This is a genomic window from Variovorax sp. UC74_104 (assembly GCF_044055375.1).
Taxonomy (GTDB): Bacteria; Pseudomonadota; Gammaproteobacteria; order Burkholderiales; family Burkholderiaceae_C; genus Variovorax.
Genome location: NZ_CP171978.1, coordinates 361,178 through 382,710, shown reverse-complemented (window position 1 = coordinate 382,710; position 21,533 = coordinate 361,178). Strand labels below are relative to the sequence as shown.

Annotated in this window: 22 protein-coding genes; 20 read left to right on the top strand and 2 right to left on the bottom strand. The window is 68.2% G+C overall.

Annotated features, from left to right (window positions below; genetic code table 11):
* Positions 1–120 precede the first annotated feature (120 nt).
* From ACHMXA_RS01895 to ACHMXA_RS01855, 9 genes are all read left to right on the top strand, one after another.
* Complete coding sequence (locus tag ACHMXA_RS01895; RefSeq protein ID WP_395318015.1) at positions 121–7,641, top strand: amino acid adenylation domain-containing protein; 7,521 nt, start codon at positions 121–123, stop codon at positions 7,639–7,641.
* Between the two features lie 4 nt (positions 7,642–7,645).
* Positions 7,646–8,968: a glycosyltransferase gene (locus tag ACHMXA_RS01890; protein WP_395318013.1), complete on the top strand. Its 1,323-nt coding sequence runs from the start codon at positions 7,646–7,648 to the stop codon at positions 8,966–8,968.
* Positions 8,969–9,004: 36 nt separating this feature from the next.
* Positions 9,005–9,226: an MbtH family protein gene (locus tag ACHMXA_RS01885; RefSeq protein ID WP_395318011.1), complete on the top strand. Its 222-nt coding sequence runs from the start codon at positions 9,005–9,007 to the stop codon at positions 9,224–9,226.
* 166 nt (positions 9,227–9,392) lie between these two features.
* On the top strand, positions 9,393–9,785 hold the full coding sequence (locus tag ACHMXA_RS01880; RefSeq protein WP_395318009.1) for an acyltransferase family protein: 393 nt from the start codon (positions 9,393–9,395) through the stop codon (positions 9,783–9,785).
* On the top strand, positions 9,719–10,669 hold the full coding sequence (locus ACHMXA_RS01875) for a hypothetical protein (protein ID WP_395318007.1): 951 nt from the start codon (positions 9,719–9,721) through the stop codon (positions 10,667–10,669). The genes ACHMXA_RS01880 and ACHMXA_RS01875 overlap by 67 nt, the downstream gene beginning before the upstream one ends.
* 29 nt (positions 10,670–10,698) lie before the next feature.
* Complete coding sequence (locus ACHMXA_RS01870) at positions 10,699–11,664, top strand: LysR substrate-binding domain-containing protein (RefSeq protein ID WP_176665153.1); 966 nt, start codon at positions 10,699–10,701, stop codon at positions 11,662–11,664.
* A gap of 151 nt (positions 11,665–11,815) precedes the next feature.
* Complete coding sequence (locus ACHMXA_RS01865; protein WP_019653962.1) at positions 11,816–12,391, top strand: Dps family protein; 576 nt, start codon at positions 11,816–11,818, stop codon at positions 12,389–12,391.
* Complete coding sequence (gene ubiA, locus ACHMXA_RS01860; protein ID WP_395318004.1) at positions 12,381–13,280, top strand: 4-hydroxybenzoate octaprenyltransferase; 900 nt, start codon at positions 12,381–12,383, stop codon at positions 13,278–13,280. Before ACHMXA_RS01865 ends, ubiA begins: the two co-directional genes overlap by 11 nt.
* Positions 13,281–13,285: 5 nt before the next feature.
* The gene (locus ACHMXA_RS01855) at positions 13,286–13,768 is read left to right on the top strand and encodes a MaoC/PaaZ C-terminal domain-containing protein (protein ID WP_395318002.1); all 483 of its coding nucleotides are present in this window, start codon (positions 13,286–13,288) and stop codon (positions 13,766–13,768) included.
* A 20-nt stretch (positions 13,769–13,788) separates the two neighbouring features.
* Here the strand turns inward: ACHMXA_RS01855 and proC are convergent, their stop codons facing one another.
* Positions 13,789–14,646: a pyrroline-5-carboxylate reductase gene (proC, locus tag ACHMXA_RS01850; protein WP_395318000.1), complete on the bottom strand. Its 858-nt coding sequence runs from the start codon at positions 14,644–14,646 to the stop codon at positions 13,789–13,791.
* Positions 14,643–15,734, bottom strand: a complete 1,092-nt coding sequence (locus ACHMXA_RS01845) for an esterase-like activity of phytase family protein (protein WP_395321202.1) — start codon at positions 15,732–15,734, stop codon at positions 14,643–14,645. The genes proC and ACHMXA_RS01845 overlap by 4 nt, the downstream gene beginning before the upstream one ends.
* 310 nt (positions 15,735–16,044) lie before the next feature.
* Between ACHMXA_RS01845 and rplN the strand changes: the two genes are divergently transcribed.
* The 11 genes from rplN to secY are packed head-to-tail and all read left to right on the top strand — an operon-like array spanning position 16,045 to position 21,519.
* Entirely contained in the window at positions 16,045–16,413 is a 369-nt protein-coding gene (gene rplN / locus ACHMXA_RS01840) for a 50S ribosomal protein L14 (protein WP_009124801.1), read from the top strand.
* Between the two features lie 12 nt (positions 16,414–16,425).
* A complete protein-coding gene (gene rplX / locus ACHMXA_RS01835) occupies positions 16,426–16,758 on the top strand; it encodes a 50S ribosomal protein L24 (protein ID WP_093196099.1) in 333 nt (110 codons plus the stop codon).
* Between the two features lie 11 nt (positions 16,759–16,769).
* The gene (gene rplE / locus ACHMXA_RS01830) at positions 16,770–17,309 is read left to right on the top strand and encodes a 50S ribosomal protein L5 (protein WP_093196100.1); all 540 of its coding nucleotides are present in this window, start codon (positions 16,770–16,772) and stop codon (positions 17,307–17,309) included.
* Positions 17,310–17,317: 8 nt separating this feature from the next.
* Positions 17,318–17,623, top strand: a complete 306-nt coding sequence (gene rpsN / locus ACHMXA_RS01825; RefSeq protein WP_019653969.1) for a 30S ribosomal protein S14 — start codon at positions 17,318–17,320, stop codon at positions 17,621–17,623.
* Between the two features lie 20 nt (positions 17,624–17,643).
* Positions 17,644–18,039, top strand: a complete 396-nt coding sequence (rpsH, locus tag ACHMXA_RS01820; RefSeq protein WP_176665150.1) for a 30S ribosomal protein S8 — start codon at positions 17,644–17,646, stop codon at positions 18,037–18,039.
* A 24-nt stretch (positions 18,040–18,063) separates the two neighbouring features.
* Positions 18,064–18,597, top strand: a complete 534-nt coding sequence (gene rplF / locus ACHMXA_RS01815) for a 50S ribosomal protein L6 (RefSeq protein ID WP_176665149.1) — start codon at positions 18,064–18,066, stop codon at positions 18,595–18,597.
* A gap of 14 nt (positions 18,598–18,611) precedes the next feature.
* A complete protein-coding gene (rplR, locus tag ACHMXA_RS01810; RefSeq protein ID WP_026346312.1) occupies positions 18,612–18,977 on the top strand; it encodes a 50S ribosomal protein L18 in 366 nt (121 codons plus the stop codon).
* Positions 18,978–18,995: 18 nt separating this feature from the next.
* Positions 18,996–19,514 (top strand): 30S ribosomal protein S5, encoded by a 519-nt coding sequence (gene rpsE, locus ACHMXA_RS01805; RefSeq protein WP_176665148.1) that lies wholly within the window; start codon positions 18,996–18,998, stop codon positions 19,512–19,514.
* A 35-nt stretch (positions 19,515–19,549) separates the two neighbouring features.
* Positions 19,550–19,735: a 50S ribosomal protein L30 gene (gene rpmD / locus ACHMXA_RS01800; RefSeq protein ID WP_009124818.1), complete on the top strand. Its 186-nt coding sequence runs from the start codon at positions 19,550–19,552 to the stop codon at positions 19,733–19,735.
* An 11-nt stretch (positions 19,736–19,746) separates the two neighbouring features.
* Entirely contained in the window at positions 19,747–20,178 is a 432-nt protein-coding gene (gene rplO, locus ACHMXA_RS01795; protein ID WP_019653975.1) for a 50S ribosomal protein L15, read from the top strand.
* A gap of 27 nt (positions 20,179–20,205) precedes the next feature.
* Entirely contained in the window at positions 20,206–21,519 is a 1,314-nt protein-coding gene (secY, locus tag ACHMXA_RS01790; protein ID WP_176665147.1) for a preprotein translocase subunit SecY, read from the top strand.
* Positions 21,520–21,533: the final 14 nt, after the last annotated feature.

The window sequence follows — 21,533 nt, the reverse complement described above, 5'->3', positions numbered from 1 at the left end:
GTTTTCACCCCGGAAGCTGTCTCTGAAATTGTTGAAACAGCTTGTACATTGAATCGGGACTGGCCATTGCTTCCTTGCAGGAGCAGTCGCCGCCGATCAATTCAAGACGTGGAGAAGTTCATGAGCACGGTCGACCCTCAGGGTGGCGCATCTGTCCTCACTTCGGGCCAGATGGCGATGTGGCTCGGCGCCAGGTTCGCCTCGCCCGACACCAACTTCAATCTCGCCGAAGCCATCGACATCGAGGGCCCCATCGATGCGGACGTCTTCATGGCCGCGATGCGGCAGGTGACCGGGGAAGCCGAGGCCACGCGGCTGAGCTTCGTCGACACCGCGCAGGGCCCGCGGCAGGTGGTCGCGCCCGACTTCACGCGCGAGATGCCCTTCCTCGACTTCAGCGGCGAGGCGGATCCGTCCGCCGCGGCGCAGGCGTGGATGCAGGCCGACTTCACGCGCAAGGACGATCTCGCACGCGACCAGCTGTGGTTGTCCGCGCTGATCCGCCTCGCGCCGGAGCGCCACGTCTGGTATCACCGCAGCCATCACATCGTGCTCGACGGCTTCGGCGGCGGTCTCATCGCGCGGCGCTTCGCCGACGTCTACACCGCGCGCATCGAAGGCACCGAGGTGCCCGAGGCCTCGCGCCTCGCGCCGATCTCGCAGCTGGCCGAGGAAGAGAAGGCGTACCGCGAGTCGGGCCGCTTCCCGCGCGACCGCCAGTACTGGAGCGAACGCTTCGCCGACGCGCCCGATCCGCTGAGCCTGGCCTCGCAGCGCTCGGTCAACGTCGGCGGCCTGCTGCGGCAGACCTCGCACCTGCCGGCCGAAAGCGTGCGCGCGCTGGCCGACATCGCGCAGCAGCTGGGCACCACGCTGCCGCAGATCCTGATCGCCACCACCGCCGCCTACCTCTACCGCGCCACCGGCATCGAGGACATGGTGATCGGCATCCCCGTGACCGCGCGCCACAACGACCGCATGCGCCGCGTGCCTGCGATGGTGGCCAACGCGCTGCCGCTGCGCCTCGCGATGCGCGCCGACCTGCGCGTGCCGGAGCTCATCAACGAAGTGGGCCGCCAGATGCGGCAGGTGCTGCGGCACCAGTCCTACCGCTACGAGCACCTGCGCAGCGACCTCAACATGCTGGTGAACAACCGGCAGCTCTTCACCACGGTGGTCAACGTCGAGCCCTTCGACTACGACTTCCGCTTCGCCGGCAGCAAGGCGAAGCCGCGCAACCTTTCGAACGGCACGGCCGAGGACCTGGGCATCTTCCTGTACGAGCGCGGCAACGGGCAGGACCTGCAGATCGACTTCGACGCCAACCCGGCGATCTACACCGCGCAGGAACTCGCCGCCCACCAGCGCCGGCTGCTGGCCTTCATGACTGCCGTGATCGCCGAGCCCGACCAGGCCATCGGCCACGTCGACCTGCTGCAGCCGGGCGAGCGCGAGCAGCTGCTGGTGACGTGGAACGACACGGCGCACGCGGTGCCCGAGACGAACCTCGTCGCGCTGATGGAGGCGCAGCTTGCCGCCAATCCGCAAGGCGTCGCGCTGCGCTTCGAGGGCGAGGCGATGAGCAACGACGAGCTGAACCGCCGCGCCAACCGCCTCGCGCACCTGCTGCGCGCGCGCGGCGCGGGGCCGGAGCGCGCCGTGGCGCTGGCCATTCCGCGTTCGTTCGACCTCATGGTGGCGCTGCTCGCCACGCTGAAGACCGGCGCGGCCTACCTGCCCGTCGACCCCGACTTCCCGCAGGACCGCATCGCCTTCATGCTTGACGACGCGCAGCCGGCGTGCCTCGTCACCACCGCTGCGCTCGCGGAGTCGCTGCAGGCGGGCGCCCCGACCCTTCTGCTCGATGTAGGGCAAACGTTTGCGGACCTGGCGAATTGCGACGACGCCGATCACGGCATCGCCATCGACCCTTCGCATCCGGCCTACGTGATCTACACCTCCGGCTCCACCGGCAGGCCCAAGGGCGCGGTGGTGTCGCACCGCGCCATCGTCAACCGCCTGCAGTGGATGCAGGACCGCTATCGCCTGAAGACCGACGACCGCGTGCTGCAGAAGACGCCGTCGAGCTTCGACGTGTCGGTGTGGGAATTCTTCTGGCCGCTGATCGATGGCGCCACGCTGGTGCTCGCGAAGCCCGGCGGCCACAAGGACGCGGCCTACCTCGCGAAGCTGATCGCCGATGAAGGCATCACCACCGCGCACTTCGTGCCGTCGATGCTGGAGGTGTTCCTGCTCGAGCCGAGGGCCCGCGAGTGCGCCTCGCTGCGGCGCGTGATCTGCAGCGGCGAGGCGCTGTCGCCCGCATTGGTGGCGCAGTTCCAGCAGCAGCTGCCCTGCGAGTTGCACAACCTCTACGGGCCCACCGAGGCCGCCGTCGACGTCACCTCGTGGGAGTGCCCGCGCGATGCCGACGAGGGACAGGCTCCGAAGGGCAGCGTGCCCATCGGCCGGCCGATCTGGAACACGCAGATGCATGTGCTCGACAGCGGCCTGCAGCCCGTGCCGCCCGGCACCACCGGCGAGCTCTACATCGCGGGCGTCGGCCTCGCGCGCGGCTATCTCTGCCGCCCGCTGCTGAGCGCCGAGCGCTTCGTGGCCAACCCTTACGGCGAGCCCGGCGCCCGCATGTACCGGACCGGCGACCTCGCGCGCTGGCGCGAGGACGGCAGCCTCGACTTCCTGGGCCGCGCCGATCAGCAGGTGAAGATCCGCGGCCTGCGCATCGAGCTCGGCGAGATCGAATCGGCACTGCTGCAGCACGCGCAGGTTGCGCAGGCAGCGGTGGTCGCACGCGAGGACGTGCCGGGCGAGAAGCGCCTTGTGGCCTACGTGGTTGCCGCCGAGGGAGCCGATCCGCAGGCGGCCGATCTGCGCACCCACCTCGCGCAGTCTTTGCCCGAGTACATGGTGCCCTCGGCCTTCGTCAACGTGCCGGCGCTGCCGCTGGGCCCCAGCGGCAAGCTCGACCGCCGCGCGCTGCCCGCGCCCGAGCTGCAGGCGGCGACACCCTACGTGGCGCCGCGCACGCACACCGAGAAGATCCTCGCGCGCCTCTGGGCCGAAACGCTGCATCTGCCGCGCGTGGGCATCGAGGACAACTTCTTCGAGCTCGGCGGGCACTCGCTGATGATCGTGCAGCTGATCTCGATGATCCGGCAGCAGTTCATGATCGACCTGCCGCTGGACACGCTGTTCCAGGTCTCCACCATCGCCGGCCTCGCCGAGCTGCTCGACCAGGCCTCGCAGGCGGGGCCGAGCCTCGTGCCGATGCCGCGGCCGGCGCGCATCCCGCTGTCGTTCGCGCAGCGCCGCCTGTGGCTGATGAACCAGCTGGAGAACGCCAACCCCGCCTACAACATGCCGCTGGCGCTGCGCTTGTCGGGCACGCTCGACCGCGCCGCGCTGCAGTCGGCGCTCGACGACCTGGTGCAGCGCCACGAGAGCCTGCGCACCATCTACCCGAGCGAGGACGGGCTGCCGTACCAGCGCATCCTCGAAGGCGAACAGGCGCGCGCATTGCTGGTCGAGGCCGACAGCAGCGAGGACGGGATCGCCGCGCAATTGCATGCCGCCGCGCGCGCCGGCTTCGATCTCGGCACCACCGCGCCGCTGCGCCCGCAGCTCTTCAGGCTGGCCGACGACGAGCACGTGCTGCTGCTGCTCACCCACCACATCGTGGGCGACGGCGCCTCGCTGCTGCCGCTGGCGCGCGACCTGAGCGTGGCCTACGCCGCGCGCAGCGAAGGCAAGGCACCTGGCTGGGCGCCGCTGCCGCTGCAGTACGCCGACTACGCGCTGTGGCAGCAGGAACTGCTGGGCAGCGAGGACGACCCCGAGAGCATGGCCGGCCGCCAGCGCGAGTTCTGGCGCGAGACCCTGCGCGACCTGCCCGAGCGGCTGAGCCTGCCGGTCGACCGCCCGCACCCGGCCGTGCCCAGCTACCGCGGCGACGTGGTGCCGCTGCAGATTCCGCCGCAGGTGCACGAGCGCATGCTGCAGCTCGCGCGCGACGGACAGGCCAGCGTCTTCATGGTGCTGCAGGCGGCGCTCGCGGGGCTGCTCAACCGGCTGGGCGCGGGGGACGACATCGTCATCGGAACGCCGGTGGCAGGCCGCAGCGACCACGCACTGGACGAGCTCATCGGCTGCTTCGTCAACGCGCTGGTGCTGCGCACCGATCTCGCGGGCCAGCCCAGCCTGCGCGAGCTGGTCGCACGGGTGCGCGCCACCAACCTCGCGGCCTATGCGAACCAGGAGTTCCCGTACGACCGCATCGTGGAGCTGCTGCGTCCGCAGCGCGGCGGCGCGAACCTGCCGCTGTTCCAGGTCATGCTGGGCTTCCAGAGCGGCAGCAACCGGCTGTCCTTCGGGCTGCCGGGGCTGTCGATCACGCCGCAGCCGGTGGAGGTGGACACGGCCAAGTTCGACCTGTCCTTCATCCTCGACGAGCAGCGCGGCGCCGACGGGCTGCCCGGCGGCATCGCGGGCGGCATCCAGTACAGCACCGACATCTTCGACCGCCCGACCGTCGAGGCCATCGGCCGGCGGCTGGTGCGCCTGCTGGAGCAGGCCTGCGATGCGCCCGATGCAGCGCTGAACGGCCTGGACATCCTCGGCGAAGAAGAGCGCCATCGGCTGCTGCACGACTGGAGCGGCCGCAGCAGCGGCACGCGAGACGACATCGCGCCGCTCTCGCTCGCGGCAATGGTCGAGGCGCACGCCGCCGCGCGCCCGCATGCGGCGGCGGTGGTGCTCGACGACGCCTCGGTGGTGAGCTATGCCGCGCTCGACGTGCGCGCCAACCGGCTCGCGCACCTGCTGCGCGGCCGCGGCGTGGGCGCGGGCCAGATCGTCGCGACCGTGCTGCCGCGTTCGCTCGACCTCGTGGTGGCGCACCTGGCCATCGTGAAGGCCGGCGCGGCCTACCTGCCGATCGACCCGAACCACATGGCCGGGCGCAGCGCCTTCGTGTTCGAGGAGGCGGCGCCCGCCGCGGTGCTGACGCACGCGTCGCTGCTGCCGGAGCTGGCCGGCATTGCGCACTGCCTTGCGCTGGACAGCGACGAGACCGTCGCCGCGCTGGCGATCCAGTCGGACGGGCCCGTGGCGCAGCCGCGCGCGGTCGATCCGCGCGACGCCGCGTACGTGATCTACACCTCGGGCTCCACCGGCAAGCCCAAGGGCGTGGTGGTGCCGCACCAGGGCCTGGCAAGCCTGGGCGCCTCGATGGCGCAGCGCTTCGCCATCGACCACGGCTCGCGCGTGCTGCAGTTCTCCTCCAGCGGCTTCGACGCCTCGGTGATGGACCTGCTGATGGCCTTCCATGCCGGCGCCGCGCTGGTGGTGCCTTCGGCGCAGCAGGTGCTGGGCGCCGAGCTGGGCGCGCTGATCGAGAGGCTGGCCGTGAGCCACGCGCTGATTCCGCCGGCTGCGCTCGCGACGCTGCCCGAGGGCGCTTACCCCTGCCTGCAGACGGTGGTGGTGGGCGGCGATGCCTGCTCCGCCGAACTGGCTGCGCGCTGGTCCAGGGGCCGCCGCATGGTCAACGCCTACGGCCCGACCGAGATCACCATCTGCGCGAGCACCAGCGCGCCGATGAACGGCCAGGAGCCGCCCACCATCGGCACGCCGGTGTGGAACACGCGCGTGTACGTGCTCGACGACGCGCTGCAGCCGGTGCCGCCGGGCGTGGCGGGCGAGCTCTACATCGCGGGCGGTGGCGTTGCGCGCGGCTACCTGAACCGCCCGCTGCTGAGCACCGAGCGCTTCGTCGCCGATCCCTTCGGCGAGCCCGGCAGCCGCATGTACCGCAGCGGCGACCTGGTGCGCTGGCGCAATGACGGCAGCCTCGACTTCCTGGGCCGCGCCGACCAGCAGGTGAAGATCCGCGGCTACCGCATCGAGCCCGGCGAGATCGAATCGGTGCTGCTGCGCCATCCGCAGGTGACGCAGGCGGCCGTCATCGCGCGCGAGGACGTGCCGGGCGACAAGCGCCTGGTGGCCTACGTGGTGGCGTCGCCCGATCCGCAGCCGGCGGAGCTGCGCGCCCACATGGCCCAGTCGCTGCCCGACTACATGGTGCCCTCGGCCTTCGTGCACCTGCCGTTCCTGCCGTTGACGCAAAGCGGCAAGCTCGACCGCAGGGCGCTGCCCGCGCCGGAGCAGCAAGCCACCTCGGCTTACGCCGAGCCGCGCACCGCCACCGAGAGGCAGCTTGCCGCGCTGTGGGCCGAGACGCTGCACCTGGAGCGCGTGGGCATCCACGACAACTTCTTCGAACTCGGCGGGCATTCGCTGATGGCGATCCAGCTCGGCATGCGCATCCGCCAGCAGGTGCGCGCGGACTTCCCGCATGCGGAGGTCTACAACCGCCCGACCGTCGCGGCGCTGGCCGCATGGCTGGACGACAACGCGGCGGGCGCCGATGCGCTGGACCTCTCGCGCGAGCTCGACCTGCCCGTGCACATCCGCAGGCAGGACACTGCGCCGCCGCTGGCCCCGCAGCGCGTGTTTCTCACCGGCGCCAGCGGCTTCGTCGGCAGCCACCTGCTGGCCGCGCTGCTGCGCGACACCGCCGCCCGCGTGGTCTGCCACGTGCGCGCCGCCGACGAGGAAGCCGGCAAGCGCCGCCTGCAGCTCACGCTGGCGCAGCGCCAGCTGGGCGCGATCTGGGACGACGCGCGCATCGAGGTCGTGACCGGCGACCTCGGCAAGCCGAACCTGGGCCTGGACGACCGCGCGGTGCGGCTGGTGCGCGAGGACTGCGACGCCATCTACCACTGCGCCGCGCAGGTGGACTTCCTGCATCCCTACGCGAGCCTGAAGCCGGCCAACGTCGACAGCGTGGTCACGCTGCTCGAATGGACCGCGCAGGGCCGGCCGAAGAGCATGCACTACGTCTCGACGCTGGCGGTGATCGACCAGAACAACGGCAAGGAAGGCGCCACCGTCACCGAGCAGTCGGCGCTGGCCTCGTGGCGCGGGCTGGTCGACGGCTACAGCCAGAGCAAGTGGGTGGGCGACGCGCTGGCGCGCGAGGCGCAGTCGCGCGGCATGCCGGTGGCGATCTACCGGCTGGGCGCGGTCACCGGCGACCACACGCATGCGATCTGCAACGCCGACGACCTGATCTGGCGCGTGGCGCATCTCTATGCCGACCTCGAAGCCATTCCCGACATGGACCTGCCGCTGAACCTCACGCCGGTGGACGACGTGGCGCGCGCGATCCTCGGCCTCGCGGGGCTGCAGTCGTCGTGGGGCCAGGTGTTCCACCTGACGAGCCAGGAGGCGCTGCGGGTGCGCGACATTCCGGCCGTGTTCGAGCGGCTCGGCATGCGACTCGAACCCGTCGGGCTCGAACCGTGGCTGCAGCGCGCGCACGCGCGGCTCGCGGTGGGGCAGGACCGCGACCTCGCGGCGGTGCTGGCGATCCTCGACCGCTACGACGCCTCGGCCACGCCGCCGAAGGTGAGCGGCGAGGCCACGCATGCGCAGCTGCAGGCCATCGGCGCGGCGATCCGCCCGGTGGACCGCGACCTGCTGCAGCGCTACTTCGTCGACCTGGGCATCGACACCAAGGCGCGCCGCGCGGCCGAAGTCGGCGCATCGCAGGAGGCCTGAAGCCATGGCGCGCTATCTCATCGCCGCGACGCCGCTGCCGGGACACGTGCTGCCGATGCTGGCCATCGCCCAGCACCTCGTGGGCCTGGGGCACGAGGTGCGGGTGCACACCGCGAGCCGCTTCCGGGCGCAGGCCGAGGCCACGGGTGCGGGCTTCACGCCCTTCGAGGCCTCGATCGACTTCGACCACCGCGAGCTCGACCAACGCTTTCCGCAGCGCCAGCGCCTGCCATCGGCGCATGCGCAGCTGTGCTTCGGCCTGAAGCATTTCTTCGCCGACGCCATGGCGGCGCAGCACAGGGGCCTGCGCGCGATCCTGGGCGACTTCGCGGCCGATGCCGTGGTGGTCGACACCATGTTCTGCGGCACCTTCCCGCTGCTGCTGGGGCCGCGCGAGCAGCGCCCTGCCGTCGTGGGCATCGGCATCTCGGCGCTGCCGCTTTCGAGCTGCGACACCGCCTTCTTCGGCACCGCGCTGCCGCCCTCGGCCACGCCGGAAGGGCGCGTGCGCAACCGCGCGATGAACGCCAATCTCAGGCAGGCGATGTTCGGCGAGGTGCAGCGCTACTTCGATGCGCTGCTGACCTGCGCGGGCCTGCCGGCGCTGCCGGAGTTCTTCATCGATGCGATGGTGAAGCTGCCGGACGTTTACCTGCAGCTCACCTCCGAATCCTTCGAATACCCGCGCAGCGACCTGCCGGCCTCGGTGCGCTTCGTGGGCCCGCTGCTCGCACCGGCCAGCCGCGACTTCGTGGAGCCCGACTGGTGGCACGAGCTGGACGACGGCCGCGCGGTGGTGCTGGTGACGCAGGGCACGCTGGCCAACCAGAATCCGGCGCAGCTGATCGGCCCGACGCTGCAGGGCCTGGCCGGCGCGGGCGACATCCAGGTCATCGCGACCACCGGCGGCCCGCAGCCCGAGGCGCTGAACATGGCGGTGCCCGCGAATGCGCGCGTGCTGCCCTTCCTGCCCTACGACCGGCTGCTGCCGAAGGTGCACGCGATGGTCACCAACGGCGGCTACGGCTCGGTCAACCATGCGCTGAGCCTCGGCGTGCCGCTGGTGGTGGCCGGCGCCACCGAGGAGAAGCCGGAGATTGCCGCGCGCGTGGCCTGGTCGGGCGCCGGCATCAACCTGGGCAACGGACAACCCACCGCGCGCCAGATCGGCGACGCGGTGCGCAGGCTGCTGAAGGAGCCCGCCTATCGCCAGCGCGCGGGCGTGCTGCGCGACGACTTCGCGCGCCATCACGCGCTCACCGAGATATCGGCCGCGCTCGAGGCGCTGCGCGAGGCCGCGGTGCCCGAATCCCTGGCCATGGCCTGACCCGGCCTGATTGAAGAACCCCCGAGGAAACAGACGATGAGCAACCCGTTTGACGACAAGGACGGCACCTTCCAGGTGCTGGTGAACGACGAAGGCCAGCACTCGCTGTGGCCGGCCTTCATCGACGTGCCCGCCGGCTGGAAGGTGGCGCTGCCCGCCACCGACCGCGCCACGTGCGGCGCCTACATCGAGGCGAACTGGACCGACATGCGCCCGCGCTCGCTCGCGGCCAGGGATCTCGATGCCGCAGGCGCATGAGGGTGTTCGCGCTGCACCGGCGCGGCGCCGCCTGGGCGTATGCGTCGCGGTTCCGCACGTCGGCCACCGGTGAGGTGAGCGTCGCTCCCGGCGACCGGCAAGAGCGCGCAGTGCCGGCGCAGGGAAGGCAGGAAAGACCGCGGCGGCAAGGCAGGCCGCAACGGCGATGAGCGTCTTCTCGCCCTGGCCGTACTTCGTGCTCGTGCTGGTGGTGCTCGGTGCGATGGCGCTGCCGGTGTTCCGCTCGGCCGACGAGCCGCACGACGCCCGCGACCGCCGCACCGCAACGCTCGACGGGCTGCGCGGCTTTCTCGCGCTGAGCGTCTTCGTGCACCACCTGATGGTGACCCACGGCCACATCGAGCGCGGCGAGTGGACCTTTCCGCCCTCGGGCTTCCACACCCTGCTGGGGCAGGCAGGCGTGGGCGTCTTCTTCATGATCACCGCCTTCCTGTTCTGGGGAAAGCTGCTCGACGCGAAAGGACGGCCCGATTGGGGGGGCTGTACACCGGCCGGCTCTGGCGCATCGGCCCGACCTATCTGCTGGCCGTGGGGCTGATGTTCCTCGTGGTCGGCTGGAGAACCGGCTTCGAACTCAGGGAGCCGGCGTGGTCCGTGCTGGGCGCGGTGCTGCAGTGGCTGGCCCTCGGCATCTGGCCGCTTCAGCCGGACATCAACGGCTACGTGGGCACGACGCTGATCCTCGCGGGCGTCACGTGGACGGTGTTCGTGGAGTGGCTGTTCTACGGCGCGCTGCGGCCGATGGCACCGCTCGCGCGCGGCGACCGCACGCCGCGCTTCGTTATCGGCGGTATGCTGCTGGTGTGCCTGCCGCTGCTGGTCTTCGCGGCGCTGTCGCCGGGGGCCACGCCTTCGCGCCCGACACTCGCGCTGGTGATCGGCGCGCTGGCCTGGGTGCTGGCGTCCTTCCTCATGGGCATGCTGTCGGCGTGGCTGGTCCGTCGCGAGGGGCCGCGGCTGCCGCAGCGGGCGGCGTCGCTGCTTGCGCTGGCCTGCCTCGCGGGGGTGTTCCTCGGTTTCGAGCACATGGTCGGCCCCGTGCAGGTGCTGCTGCTCTGGGGGTTCTTTCCACCTGGTGTGCACGGGCAGCACGCTCTTCGGCCTGCTGGGCACGCGCGCGGCCCGGCGCATGAGCTCGGTGAGCTACAGCATCTACCTGCTCCAGGGGCTCGTGCTGACCCTGGTGTTCGCGGTGCCGCCGGTGAGGGCGTTCGCGATGTCGGGGCCGATGGCCTACTGGCTGGTGGGCGCGGGCTGCGCCCTGCTGCTGGCGGCGGCATCGGTCGCGAGCTACCGGCTGGTCGAGAAGCCGGGCATCGCGCGCGGACGGCGCCTGCGGTCCGGCGCACGCCCGATGCCCGCTGCGCAGGCCGCCCGGCCGTGAACGGGGGCGGGCTACAAGACCCCAAGCCATCCTCGTGACATACCCTTGCGCATAATTGACGCAAGCTATGACTCTCACCGAACTCAAATACATCGTCGCAGTGGCCCGCGAAAGGCACTTCGGCAAGGCGGCCGAGGCCTGCTACGTTTCGCAGCCCACCCTCTCCGTCGCAATCAAGAAGCTCGAGGACGAGCTCGAAGTCAAGCTCTTCGAGCGCAGCGCCGGCGAAGTGACCGTCACGCCGCTGGGCGAGCAGATCGTGCAGCAGGCCCAGAGCGTGCTCGACCAAGCCGCCAGCATCAAGGAGATCGCCAAGCGCGGCAAGGATCCGCTGGCCGGTCCGCTGAACCTGGGCGTGATCTACACCATCGGGCCGTACCTTCTGCCCGACCTGGTGCGCCAGGTGATCGCGCGCACGCCGCAGATGCCGCTGGTGCTGCAGGAGAACTTCACCGCCAAGCTGCTGGAGATGCTGCGCGCGGGCGAGATCGACTGCGCCATCATGGCCGAGCCCTTTCCCGACACCGGCCTCGCGATGGCGCCGCTGTACGACGAGCCCTTCATGGCCGCGCTGCCGAGCAAGCACAAGTTCGCCGACCGCGAATCCGTCACGTCCGAGGAACTGCAGAGCGAGACGATGCTGCTGCTGGGCACCGGCCACTGCTTCCGCGACCACGTGCTGGAGGTGTGCCCGGAGTTCGCGCGCTTCTCGAGCAACGCCGAGGGCATCCGCAAGAGCTTCGAGGGCTCGTCGCTGGAGACCATCAAGCACATGGTGGCCTCGGGCATGGGCGTGACGCTGGTGCCGCGCCTGTCGGTGCCGGCCGATGCGATCAAGCCGAAGGTCAAGGGCCGCAAGGAGCCCGAGCAGATGGTGCGCTACCTGCCGGTGCGCGATGCGCAGGACCGCGATCCGCCCACGCGCCGCGTGGTGCTCGCGTGGCGGCGCACCTTCACGCGCTACGAGGCCATCGCCGCGCTGCGCAACGCGATCTATGCGTGCGAGCTGCCGGGAGTGAAGCGCCTTTCGTAGGCTGCGATTCGAGAACTTGGCCTACGCGGCGGCTGTTTTGAATCGCTGATCGCTGAGATAGAGTGGCGCTGTTGCGAAGCCGCGTGCCGGCTTCCAGAATCGAAGCCACACATCCCTCCAAGAACTCGACTGAAGAAAAGGATCTCCCGCCATGGCCAAGGACTCTAAGAAACCGTCGCCCGCCTCTTCCGCCGGCAAGGTGCCCAAGAAGGGCGGCAAGCAGGTCGCGCAGGAGTCGGGCAGCCGCAACGCGCCCATCATCAACATCGGCATCGAGCGCCAGGACCGCGCCGCCATCGCCGAAGGCCTGAGCCGCGTGCTGGCCGACACCTACACGCTCTACCTCACCACGCACAACTTCCACTGGAACGTGACGGGCCCGCACTTCAACTCGCTGCACGCCATGTTCATGCAGCAGTACACCGAGCTGTGGGGCGCGACCGACGTGATCGCCGAGCGCATCCGCGCGCTGGGCCACTACGCGCCGGGCTCGTACGCCGAGTTCAGCAAGATCGCCACCGTGCCCGACGTGCCGCAGAACCCGCCCAAGGCGATGGAGATGGTGCGCATCCTGGTGAAGGGCCACGAGACCGTCTCGCGCATCGCGCGCGAATTCATTCCTGTCGCCGAGGAAGCCGGCGACGACCCGACGGCCGACATGCTGACCGCGCGCTGCACGGTGCACGACCAGACGGCCTGGATGCTGCGTTCCCTCCTTGAAGACTGATTCCGCCCCTTCCGCCATCGCGCCCGCGGCTCGCCGCGGGCGTTTTGCGTTGTATCTCGACCTGATCCGCTGGAACCGTCCGGCGGGCTGGCTGCTGCTGCTGTGGCCCACGCTGGGCGCGCTGTGGTTCGCGGCGGGCGGCTGGCCGGGCTGGCACCTGCTGGTCGTGTTCACGCTCGGCACCTTCCTCATGCGCAGCGCCGGCTGCTGCGTGAACGACGTGGCCGACCGCGACTTCGACCGCCACGTGAAGCGCACCGCGCAGCGGCCCGTGACCAGCGGCGCGATGTCGGTCAAGGAAGCGCTGGGGCTGGGCGTGGTGCTGGCGCTGGTGTCCTTCGGGCTGGTGCTCACGACCAACCGCACGACGGTGCTGTGGTCGTTCGCGGCGCTGGCCATCACGCTGGTGTATCCCTTCGCCAAGCGCTTCGTCTCGGTGCCGCAGGCGGTGCTGGGCATTGCCTTCAGCTTCGGCATTCCGATGGCGTTCGCGGCCGTGCAGTCGAGCGTGCCGCCCTTCGCCGCGGTGCTGCTCGCGGGCAACCTGTTCTGGGTGCTGGCCTACGACACCGAGTACGCCATGGTCGACCGCGACGACGACCTCAAGATCGGCATGAAGACTTCGGCCATCACCTTCGGCCGTCTCGACGTGGCGGCGGTGATGACGAGCTACGCGATCTTCCTCGCCGTCTGGACCTGGGCCGGCGCGAGCCGTTCGCTGGGCGTGCTGTTCTACGTCGGCATCGCGGTGGCCGCGGCGCAGGCGCTGTGGCACTGGCGGCTGATCCACGACCGCACGCGCGAAGGCTGCTTCAAGGCCTTCCGCCTGAACCACTGGCTGGGCTTCACCGTGTTCGCCGGCGTCGTGGCCGGCTACGCGCTGCGTTGAACATGATGTCCGACGCGCTGCTGCAGCGGCTGAAGTTCAAGATCGGCCAGGAGGGCCACTCCGGCTGGCATTGCATCACGCAGGAGATGGTCGACCGCTATTCGGAGCTCTCGGGCGACGGCGAAGGCGAGTGGATCCATCTCGACCCCGAGCGCGCCGCGCGCGAGGCCGGCTACGGCGGCACCATCGTGCAGGGCTTCTTCCAGGTGTCGCACCTGATCCGGCTGACCGGCGAGGCCATGCGCACATTGCTGCCCTTCGACTCGAACCGCGCCCTCAACTACGGCTTCGACCGCCTGCGCTTCGTGCGGCCGATGCCGGTGGGCGCGCGCTTCCGGGCGCGGGTGCGCATCGCCGACGTGACGCCGAAGGCTGGCGACAGCTTCCTGCTGAAGGAAGAGGTCTGGCTTGAGCTGGAGGACGGCACCGTCACGCTGGCCGCCGAATGGCTGTTCCTGCTCGGCCCGCGTGCGCTGGGCGCGGACTGAGTCCTGCCCGGTGCCCCTGGTCAGCCGCGGCCGAATTCCTCGCCCAGCTCCGCGGCACGCTTCTGCGCCGCGCGGATCGCGGTCTTGAACTGGGACTTCACGTCCGCCGCCTGCATCGAGGTGATGGCCGCGTAGGTCGTGCCGCCCTTGGAGGTCACGCGTTCGCGCAGCACCGATGGCGGCTCGGTCGCGCTGTGCGCCAGCGCCGAGGCGCCGGTGAAGGTGCCGATGGCCAGGCGCAGGGCCTGCTCGGAGGTCAGGCCCATCTCGGTGCCGGCCTCGGCCATCGCCTCGATGAAATAGAAGACATAGGCCGGACCGGAGCCCGACATGGCGGTGACGGCGTCGAGCGCCGGTTCGGTGTCGACCCAGAGCAGCTCGCCGGTGGGCGCAAGCAGTTGCCCGACCGTCGAGCGGTCGGCGCTCTCGACGCCGGGCCGCGCGAACAGGCCGGTCATGCCCTTGCCGACAAGCGCGGGCGTGTTGGGCATCGCGCGCACCACGCGCTCCGTGCCGAGCCAGCGCGCGATGCTGTCGGACGGAATGCCGGCGGCCACGCTCAGGTGCAGGGCATCGGCGGCGAAGGCGCGGACCGGCCTGGCGGCCTCGGCGAAGGTCTGGGGCTTGACCGCCCAGACCACCACGCCGCAGCGCGACAGCGCCTCGCTCGCCTCGGCCTTCGCGACGATGCCGAAGGACTGCGCCAGCTTCGCGCGGGCCTCGTCGAAGGGCTCGACCACCTCGAAGGCATCCGCCGGGGTGCCTTGCTGGATCAGGCCGCCGATGATGGCGCTGGCCATGTTGCCGCCCCCGATGAAGGCGACGGGAGGCAGCGGCGCGGGGCCGGTGCGGGGCAGGAAGGTCACGGCGATGGTCATGGTCGGTCGGCGTATTCGAAGGCGGCGAACTGGGTGATTTGAAGCGGATTGAAATTGTCGTCGCTCACGACCACCAGCATGCGCTTGCCGCCGGGCAGGGGTGGACCCCAGCACATGCCTTCGGTGTTGTCGAGCCGGGAGAGGCCCAGCGTAGCGAAGTCGGCCACCAGCGTCTTGGCCGCCGGCCGGTGGTTGCCGGGCGCCAGCGCATCGACCGCGAGCACGTCGCTGGCGGCGCGGGTGTCTATTTCATACAGGCGCAGCGAATTGCCGCGGCCGGTGGCGTAGGCGCGTTCGAGCACCAGCATGCGGTCGGCGTCGAGCATCAGGATCTCGCTGACGCCGTTGTCGGCGTAGCTTCCGGGAACGAGCGGGCGCAGCGGGATGGCGTCGGGAACGTAGGCGATCTGGCGGTCGGGCTGGCCGGTCTCCAGGTCGATCCGCGTGAAGCGGCAGGGCCCGCCGGCGGCGCCGATGGTGGGTTCGGGGCCGTCCTGGATCAGGGCGTTTTCCATCGCCAGCCAGGCGAAGCGGCCGTCGGGCGTGAGGCTGACGCCCTCGAAAGTCAGGTTGTCGCGCGGGCCGCGACGCCTTGCCTGGTCGGGCTGGAACATCGCCGGCATCGGGAATTCGCGCAGGAAGCGGCCGTCGCGGGCCGATTCGTACAGCGCCGGGCCGAAGCCGCGGGCGACGTCGCCTTCGCTGGTCCACAGCAGTGTGTTGGTGGCGGGGCGCAGCCGGAGGGCCTCGGGGTCCGGAACCGGAAGGCCGTCGACCGCGTTGCGCCGGTTCGGCCATGGGCCGCCGCCGGGACGTTGCAGCTGAACCACGCCCGCCGGCTCGGGCGGCGCGGCCGGCGGGTCGGGCCAGCGGGCGATGTAATAGCGCACGGGAGCCAGGTCCGATCGGTCGTCGCTGATGAGCAGGTACTCACCTCGGATCGGGTCGTAGTCGATGCCCGAGAGCCCCCCGGCCGTGGTTCCTTCTATATGAAGGCGGTGCGGCCATCGCGCCTCGGCAATGCGGCGCAGCCGGCCGGAGTCCGGGCTGGGCGTCGCGCCGCCCTTGCAGCCGGCCATGCCCAGCATCGCCAGCCCGGCGCCGCCGGCCAGCAGAAGGCGGCGGCGCGGCAGCGGCGACGAGGTCGAAAGGATGGATTTCTCGGGCTTTTCGGACGGGCGCACGCCCCGAAGTCTAGTGGCACCGTCTCGCCCCAAACAGGGTTGTTGACTTCCCGGCCTTCGCGTGCAAAAATCGCGGGCTTCGCTTTCAAAAGGCGGAGCTTTCAGCCCAAAGCGGAAGTGCCCCGAGTGGTTCGGGGTATGGACGACGGGCCCAAGACTGACTGATTTGCCTCCCTCCTGGAGGCGCATCGGTACAAGTTGGGAATATCAAGAAATGATCCAAACTGAATCCCGGCTCGAAGTGGCCGACAACACGGGCGCGAAATCCGTCCTGTGTATCAAGGTGCTCGGTGGCTCCAAGCGGCGTTACGCCAGCGTGGGCGACGTCATCAAGGTCAGCATCAAGGAAGCCGCTCCGCGTGGTCGCGTCAAGAAGGGCGAGATCTACAGCGCAGTGGTGGTCCGCACCGCCAAGGGCATCCGTCGCGCCGACGGCTCGCTCGTGAAATTCGACGGCAACGCAGCAGTGTTGCTCAACGCCAAGCTGGAGCCCATCGGCACCCGCATCTTCGGACCGGTCACGCGCGAACTGCGCACCGAGAAGTTCATGAAGATCGTGTCGCTGGCACCCGAAGTTCTCTAAGGACACAACGCCATGAACAAGATTCGCAAGGGCGACCAGGTCATCGTGTTGGCCGGCCGCGACAAGGGCAAGCGGGGCACCGTCTCGCTGCGCAAGGATGACTCGCACGTGGTCATCGAAGGCATCAACCTCGTCAAGAAGCACACCAAGCCGAACCCCCTGAAGGGTACGACCGGTGGCATCGTCGAGAAGGCCATGCCGATTCACCAATCCAACGTGGCGATCTTCAACGCCGCGACCGGCAAGGCCGATCGCGTGGGCGTCAAGGTCACCCAGGATGCTGACGGCAAGCGCGTGGCTGTTCGCGTGTTCAAGTCGAGCGGCGAAGAAATCAAGTTCGCCTAAGAGGTACTCACATGGCACGTCTCCAACAACACTATCGCGAAAAGATCGCGAAAGACCTGACGGAAAAGTTCGGCTACACGTCGCCGATGCAGGTCCCGCGCCTCACCAAGATCACGCTCAACATGGGTGTGGGTGAAGCAGTCGCCGACAAGAAGGTCCTCGACAACGCCGTTGCCGACCTGACCAAGATCGCCGGCCAGAAGCCCGTGGTCACCAAGTCGAAGAAGGCCATCGCCGGCTTCAAGATCCGCGAAAACCAGCCGATCGGCTGCATGGTCACGCTGCGTGGCGTGCACATGTACGAATTCCTGGACCGCTTCGTGACCATCGCGCTGCCGCGCGTTCGCGACTTCCGTGGTATCTCCGGCCGTGCTTTCGATGGCCGTGGCAACTACAACATCGGCGTCAAGGAACAGATCATTTTCCCCGAGATCGAGTACGACAAGGTCGATGCCCTGCGCGGTCTCAATATCAGCATCACGACGACGGCCAAGACCGACGAAGAAGCCAAGGCGCTTCTCGCTGGCTTCCGTTTCCCGTTCAAGAACTGAGGTGACCTGTGGCTAAAGCATCTTTGATCCAGCGCGAACTCAAGCGCGACAAGCTGGTTGCCAAGTTCGCAGCGAAGCACGCCGAACTGAAGGCAGCCTCCAACGACCTGAAGAAGACCGAAGAAGAGCGCGCTGCTGCACGCCTGGCGCTGCAGAAGCTGCCGCGCAACGCGAACCCCACGCGTCAGCGCAACCGTTGCGAAATCACCGGTCGCCCCCGTGGCACCTTCCGTCAATTCGGTCTGGCCCGCGCCAAGATCCGCGAACTGGCTTTCAACGGCGACATCCCCGGTGTCACCAAGGCCAGCTGGTAAGCCAGGCAGGAGCAAACAACATGAGCATGAGTGATCCTATTGCCGACCTGCTGACGCGTATCCGCAACGCGCAGATGGTGGCGAAGCCCACTGTGTCGATCCCGTCTTCCAAGGTGAAGGCTGCGATTGCACAAGTCCTGAAGGACGAGGGCTACATCGACGGTTTCGAAGTCAAGACCGATGCCGGCAAGTCCGAGCTCGTCATCACGCTGAAGTACTACGCTGGCCGCCCGGTCATCGAACGTATCGAACGCGTGAGCCGCCCCGGCCTGCGCGTCTACAAGGCCAGCGCCGCCATCCCGCAAGTCCAGAACGGCCTCGGCGTTGCGATCGTCACGACCCCCAAGGGCGTGATGACCGATCGCAAGGCTCGCGCTACCGGTGTCGGCGGCGAAGTTCTGTGCTACGTCGCCTAACCGAGACATCGAGGAGTTACTGAAATGTCCCGAGTAGGAAAAATGCCGATCACCATCCCCGCAGGCGTGGATGTGTCGATCAAGGAAGACCAGATCAGCGTCAAGGGTTCGGGCGGCACGCTCAACCTGTCGCGCAACGCACTGGTCAACGTCGTCAGCAAGGACGGCAAGCTGAACTTCGAACCCGCCAATGATTCGCGTGAAGCGAACGCCATGAGCGGCACGATCCGCCAGCTGGTGAACAACATGGTGGTTGGCGTGACCAAGGGCTTCGAAAAGAAGCTCAACCTGATCGGCGTCGGCTACAAGGCCGCCGCAACGGGCGCCAAGCTGAACCTGCAAGTCGGTTACTCGCACCCGGTCAACATCGACATGCCGCAAGGCATCACGGTGGCCACCGCGACCCCGACCGAAATCGTGATCAAGGGTGCTGACCGTCAGCGAGTGGGTCAAATCGCCGCTGAGATCCGCGCTGTTCGTCCGCCAGAGCCCTACAAGGGCAAGGGCATCCGCTATGCGGACGAGAAGATCGTGATCAAAGAGACCAAGAAGAAGTAAGGGGCAGCAAAATGATGTTGACCAAAAAAGCACAGCGTCTTCGCCGCTCGCGCCAGACCCGCATTCGCATCGCGACGCAGGGCGTGGCCCGTCTGACGGTGAACCGCACCAACCTGCACATCTACGCCACCGTCATCTCCGGCGACGGCGCCAAGGTGATTGCAACCGCATCGACGGCAGAAGCCGAAGTGCGTACCTCGCTCGGCGGTTCGGGCAAGGGCGGCAATGCCGCAGCAGCCACCGCCGTCGGCAAGCGCATCGCTGAAAAGGCGAAGGCAGCCGGCATCGAGAAGGTCGCTTTCGACCGCGCAGGCTTTGCCTACCACGGCCGCGTCAAGGCGCTGGCCGAAGCCGCCCGCGAAGCCGGCCTGCAGTTCTAACCGGACACGAGATTCAAAATGGCAAAGATTCAGGCAAGAGCTCAGAACGAAGGCCCTGAGGACGGTTTGCGCGAGAAGATGATCGCGATCAACCGCGTCACCAAGGTGGTGAAGGGTGGTCGTATCCTCGGTTTCGCAGCACTCACCGTGGTCGGTGACGGCGATGGCCGCGTCGGCATGGGCAAGGGCAAGTCGAAGGAAGTGCCCGCTGCAGTGCAGAAGGCAATGGAAGAAGCGCGTCGCAACCTGCTGAAGGTTTCGATCAAGAACGGCACGCTGCACCACCAGGTGCAAGGCCACCATGGCGCTGCGACGGTGGTGATGTACCCGGCTCCCAAGGGTACCGGCATCATCGCCGGCGGCCCGATGCGCGCCGTGTTCGAAGTGATGGGTATCACCGACATCGTGGCCAAGAGCCATGGTTCGTCGAACCCCTACAACATGGTTCGCGCCACGCTCGACGGGTTGAAGAACTCGACGACGGCGGGCCAGGTGGCTGCCAAGCGCGGCCTCACCGTCGAAGAAATCTTCGCCTGAGCGCGAGCTCTCGCAAGGCTGAAGGAAGCATTCAAATGACGACGCAACAACAAACCCTCAAGGTGCAGCTGGTCAAGAGCCCGATCGGCACCAAGGAATCGCATCGCGCGACCGTGCGTGGCCTCGGCCTGCGCAAGCTCAACAGCGTGAGCGAACTGCAAGACACGCCCGCAGTGCGCGGCATGATCAACAAGATCAGTTATCTGGTCAAAGTTCTGTAAGAGAGACTGATATGGAACTCAATGGCATCAAGCCGGCGGATGGCGCCAAGCACGCCAAGCGCCGCGTTGGCCGCGGTATCGGCTCCGGCCTGGGCAAGACCTCGGGTCGCGGCCACAAGGGCCAGAAGTCGCGCGCAGGCGGTTTCCACAAGGTCGGCTTCGAAGGCGGTCAAATGCCGCTGCAGCGTCGCCTGCCGAAGCGTGGCTTCAAGTCGCACCTGCTGAAGTTCAACGCCGAAGTCACGCTGACCGCTCTCGAGCAGCTCGGCCTGGCCGAAGTGGACATCCTGGCGCTGAAGCAAGCCGGCCTCGTGGGCCAGCTGGCCAAGGTCGTCAAGGTCGTGAAGACCGGTGAGCTCACCAAGGCCGTCAAGCTGACGGGCGTGGGCGCAACGGCTGGCGCCAAGGCTGCGATCGAAGCGGCCGGCGGCAGCATCGCCTGATCATCATCGAACTGAAAGAAGTTCTTCGTGGCAACTAACGCGGCAACGATCGCAAAGACAGGCAAGTTCGGCGACCTCCGTCGCCGGCTCGTCTTCTTGCTGCTCGCGCTCGTGGTCTACCGGATTGGCGCGCATATCCCTGTCCCGGGCATCAACCCGGACCAGCTGGCTGCGCTGTTCCAGGGCCAGCAGGGCGGCATTCTGAGCCTGTTCAACATGTTCTCGGGCGGTGCGCTGTCGCGCTTCACCGTGTTCGCGTTGGGGATCATGCCGTACATCTCGGCGTCGATCATCATGCAGCTGATGACCTACGTGCTTCCGACCTTCGAGCAATTGAAGAAGGAAGGCGAGGCCGGCCGCCGCAAGATCACGCAGTACACGCGCTATGGCGCGCTGGGCCTGGCCCTGTTCCAGTCGTTCAGCATCGCAGTGGCTCTCGAGTCGTCGGCCGGCCTGGTCATCTCGCCCGGTTTCGGCTTCCGCCTGACCGCCATGGTGAGCCTGACGGCAGGTTCGATGTTCCTGATGTGGCTCGGCGAGCAGATCACCGAACGCGGCCTCGGCAACGGCATCTCGATCCTGATCTTCGCGGGTATCGCGGCCGGTCTGCCCAACGCCATCGGCGGCCTGCTGGAGCTGGTGCGTACCGGCGCCATGAACGTGATCGTCGCGCTCTTCATCGTCGCCGTGGTGGTGCTGGTCACCTACTTCGTGGTGTTCGTGGAACGTGGCCAGCGCAAGATCCTCGTGAACTATGCGCGGCGCCAGGTCGGCAACAAGGTGTACGGCGGCCAGTCGTCGCACCTGCCGCTGAAGCTGAACATGGCTGGCGTGATCCCTCCGATCTTCGCCTCGTCGATCATCCTGCTGCCGGCAACGGTGGTCGGCTGGTTCAGCACCGGCGAAGGTGGCTTCCGCTGGATCAAGGACGTGGCCAGCGCGCTGCGCCCCGGCGAGCCGATCTACGTGCTGCTGTATGCCGCTGCGATCGTTTTCTTCTGCTTCTTCTACACGGCACTCGTGTTCAACAGCAAGGAAACGGCCGACAACCTGAAGAAGAGTGGTGCATTCATTCCTGGCATCCGCCCGGGTGACCAGACCGCTCGCTACATCGACAAGATTCTGGTTCGCCTGACGCTGGCTGGCGCGGTGTACATCACCTTCGTCTGCCTGCTGCCAGAGTTCCTGATCCTGAAGTACAACGTGCCGTTCTACTTCGGTGGTACCTCCCTGCTGATCATCGTGGTCGTCACGATGGACTTCATGGCCCAGGTGCAAAACTACATGATGTCCCAGCAGTACGAATCGCTGCTGAAGAAGGCTAACTTCAAGACATCGTAGGGCTGTGTTTCAGT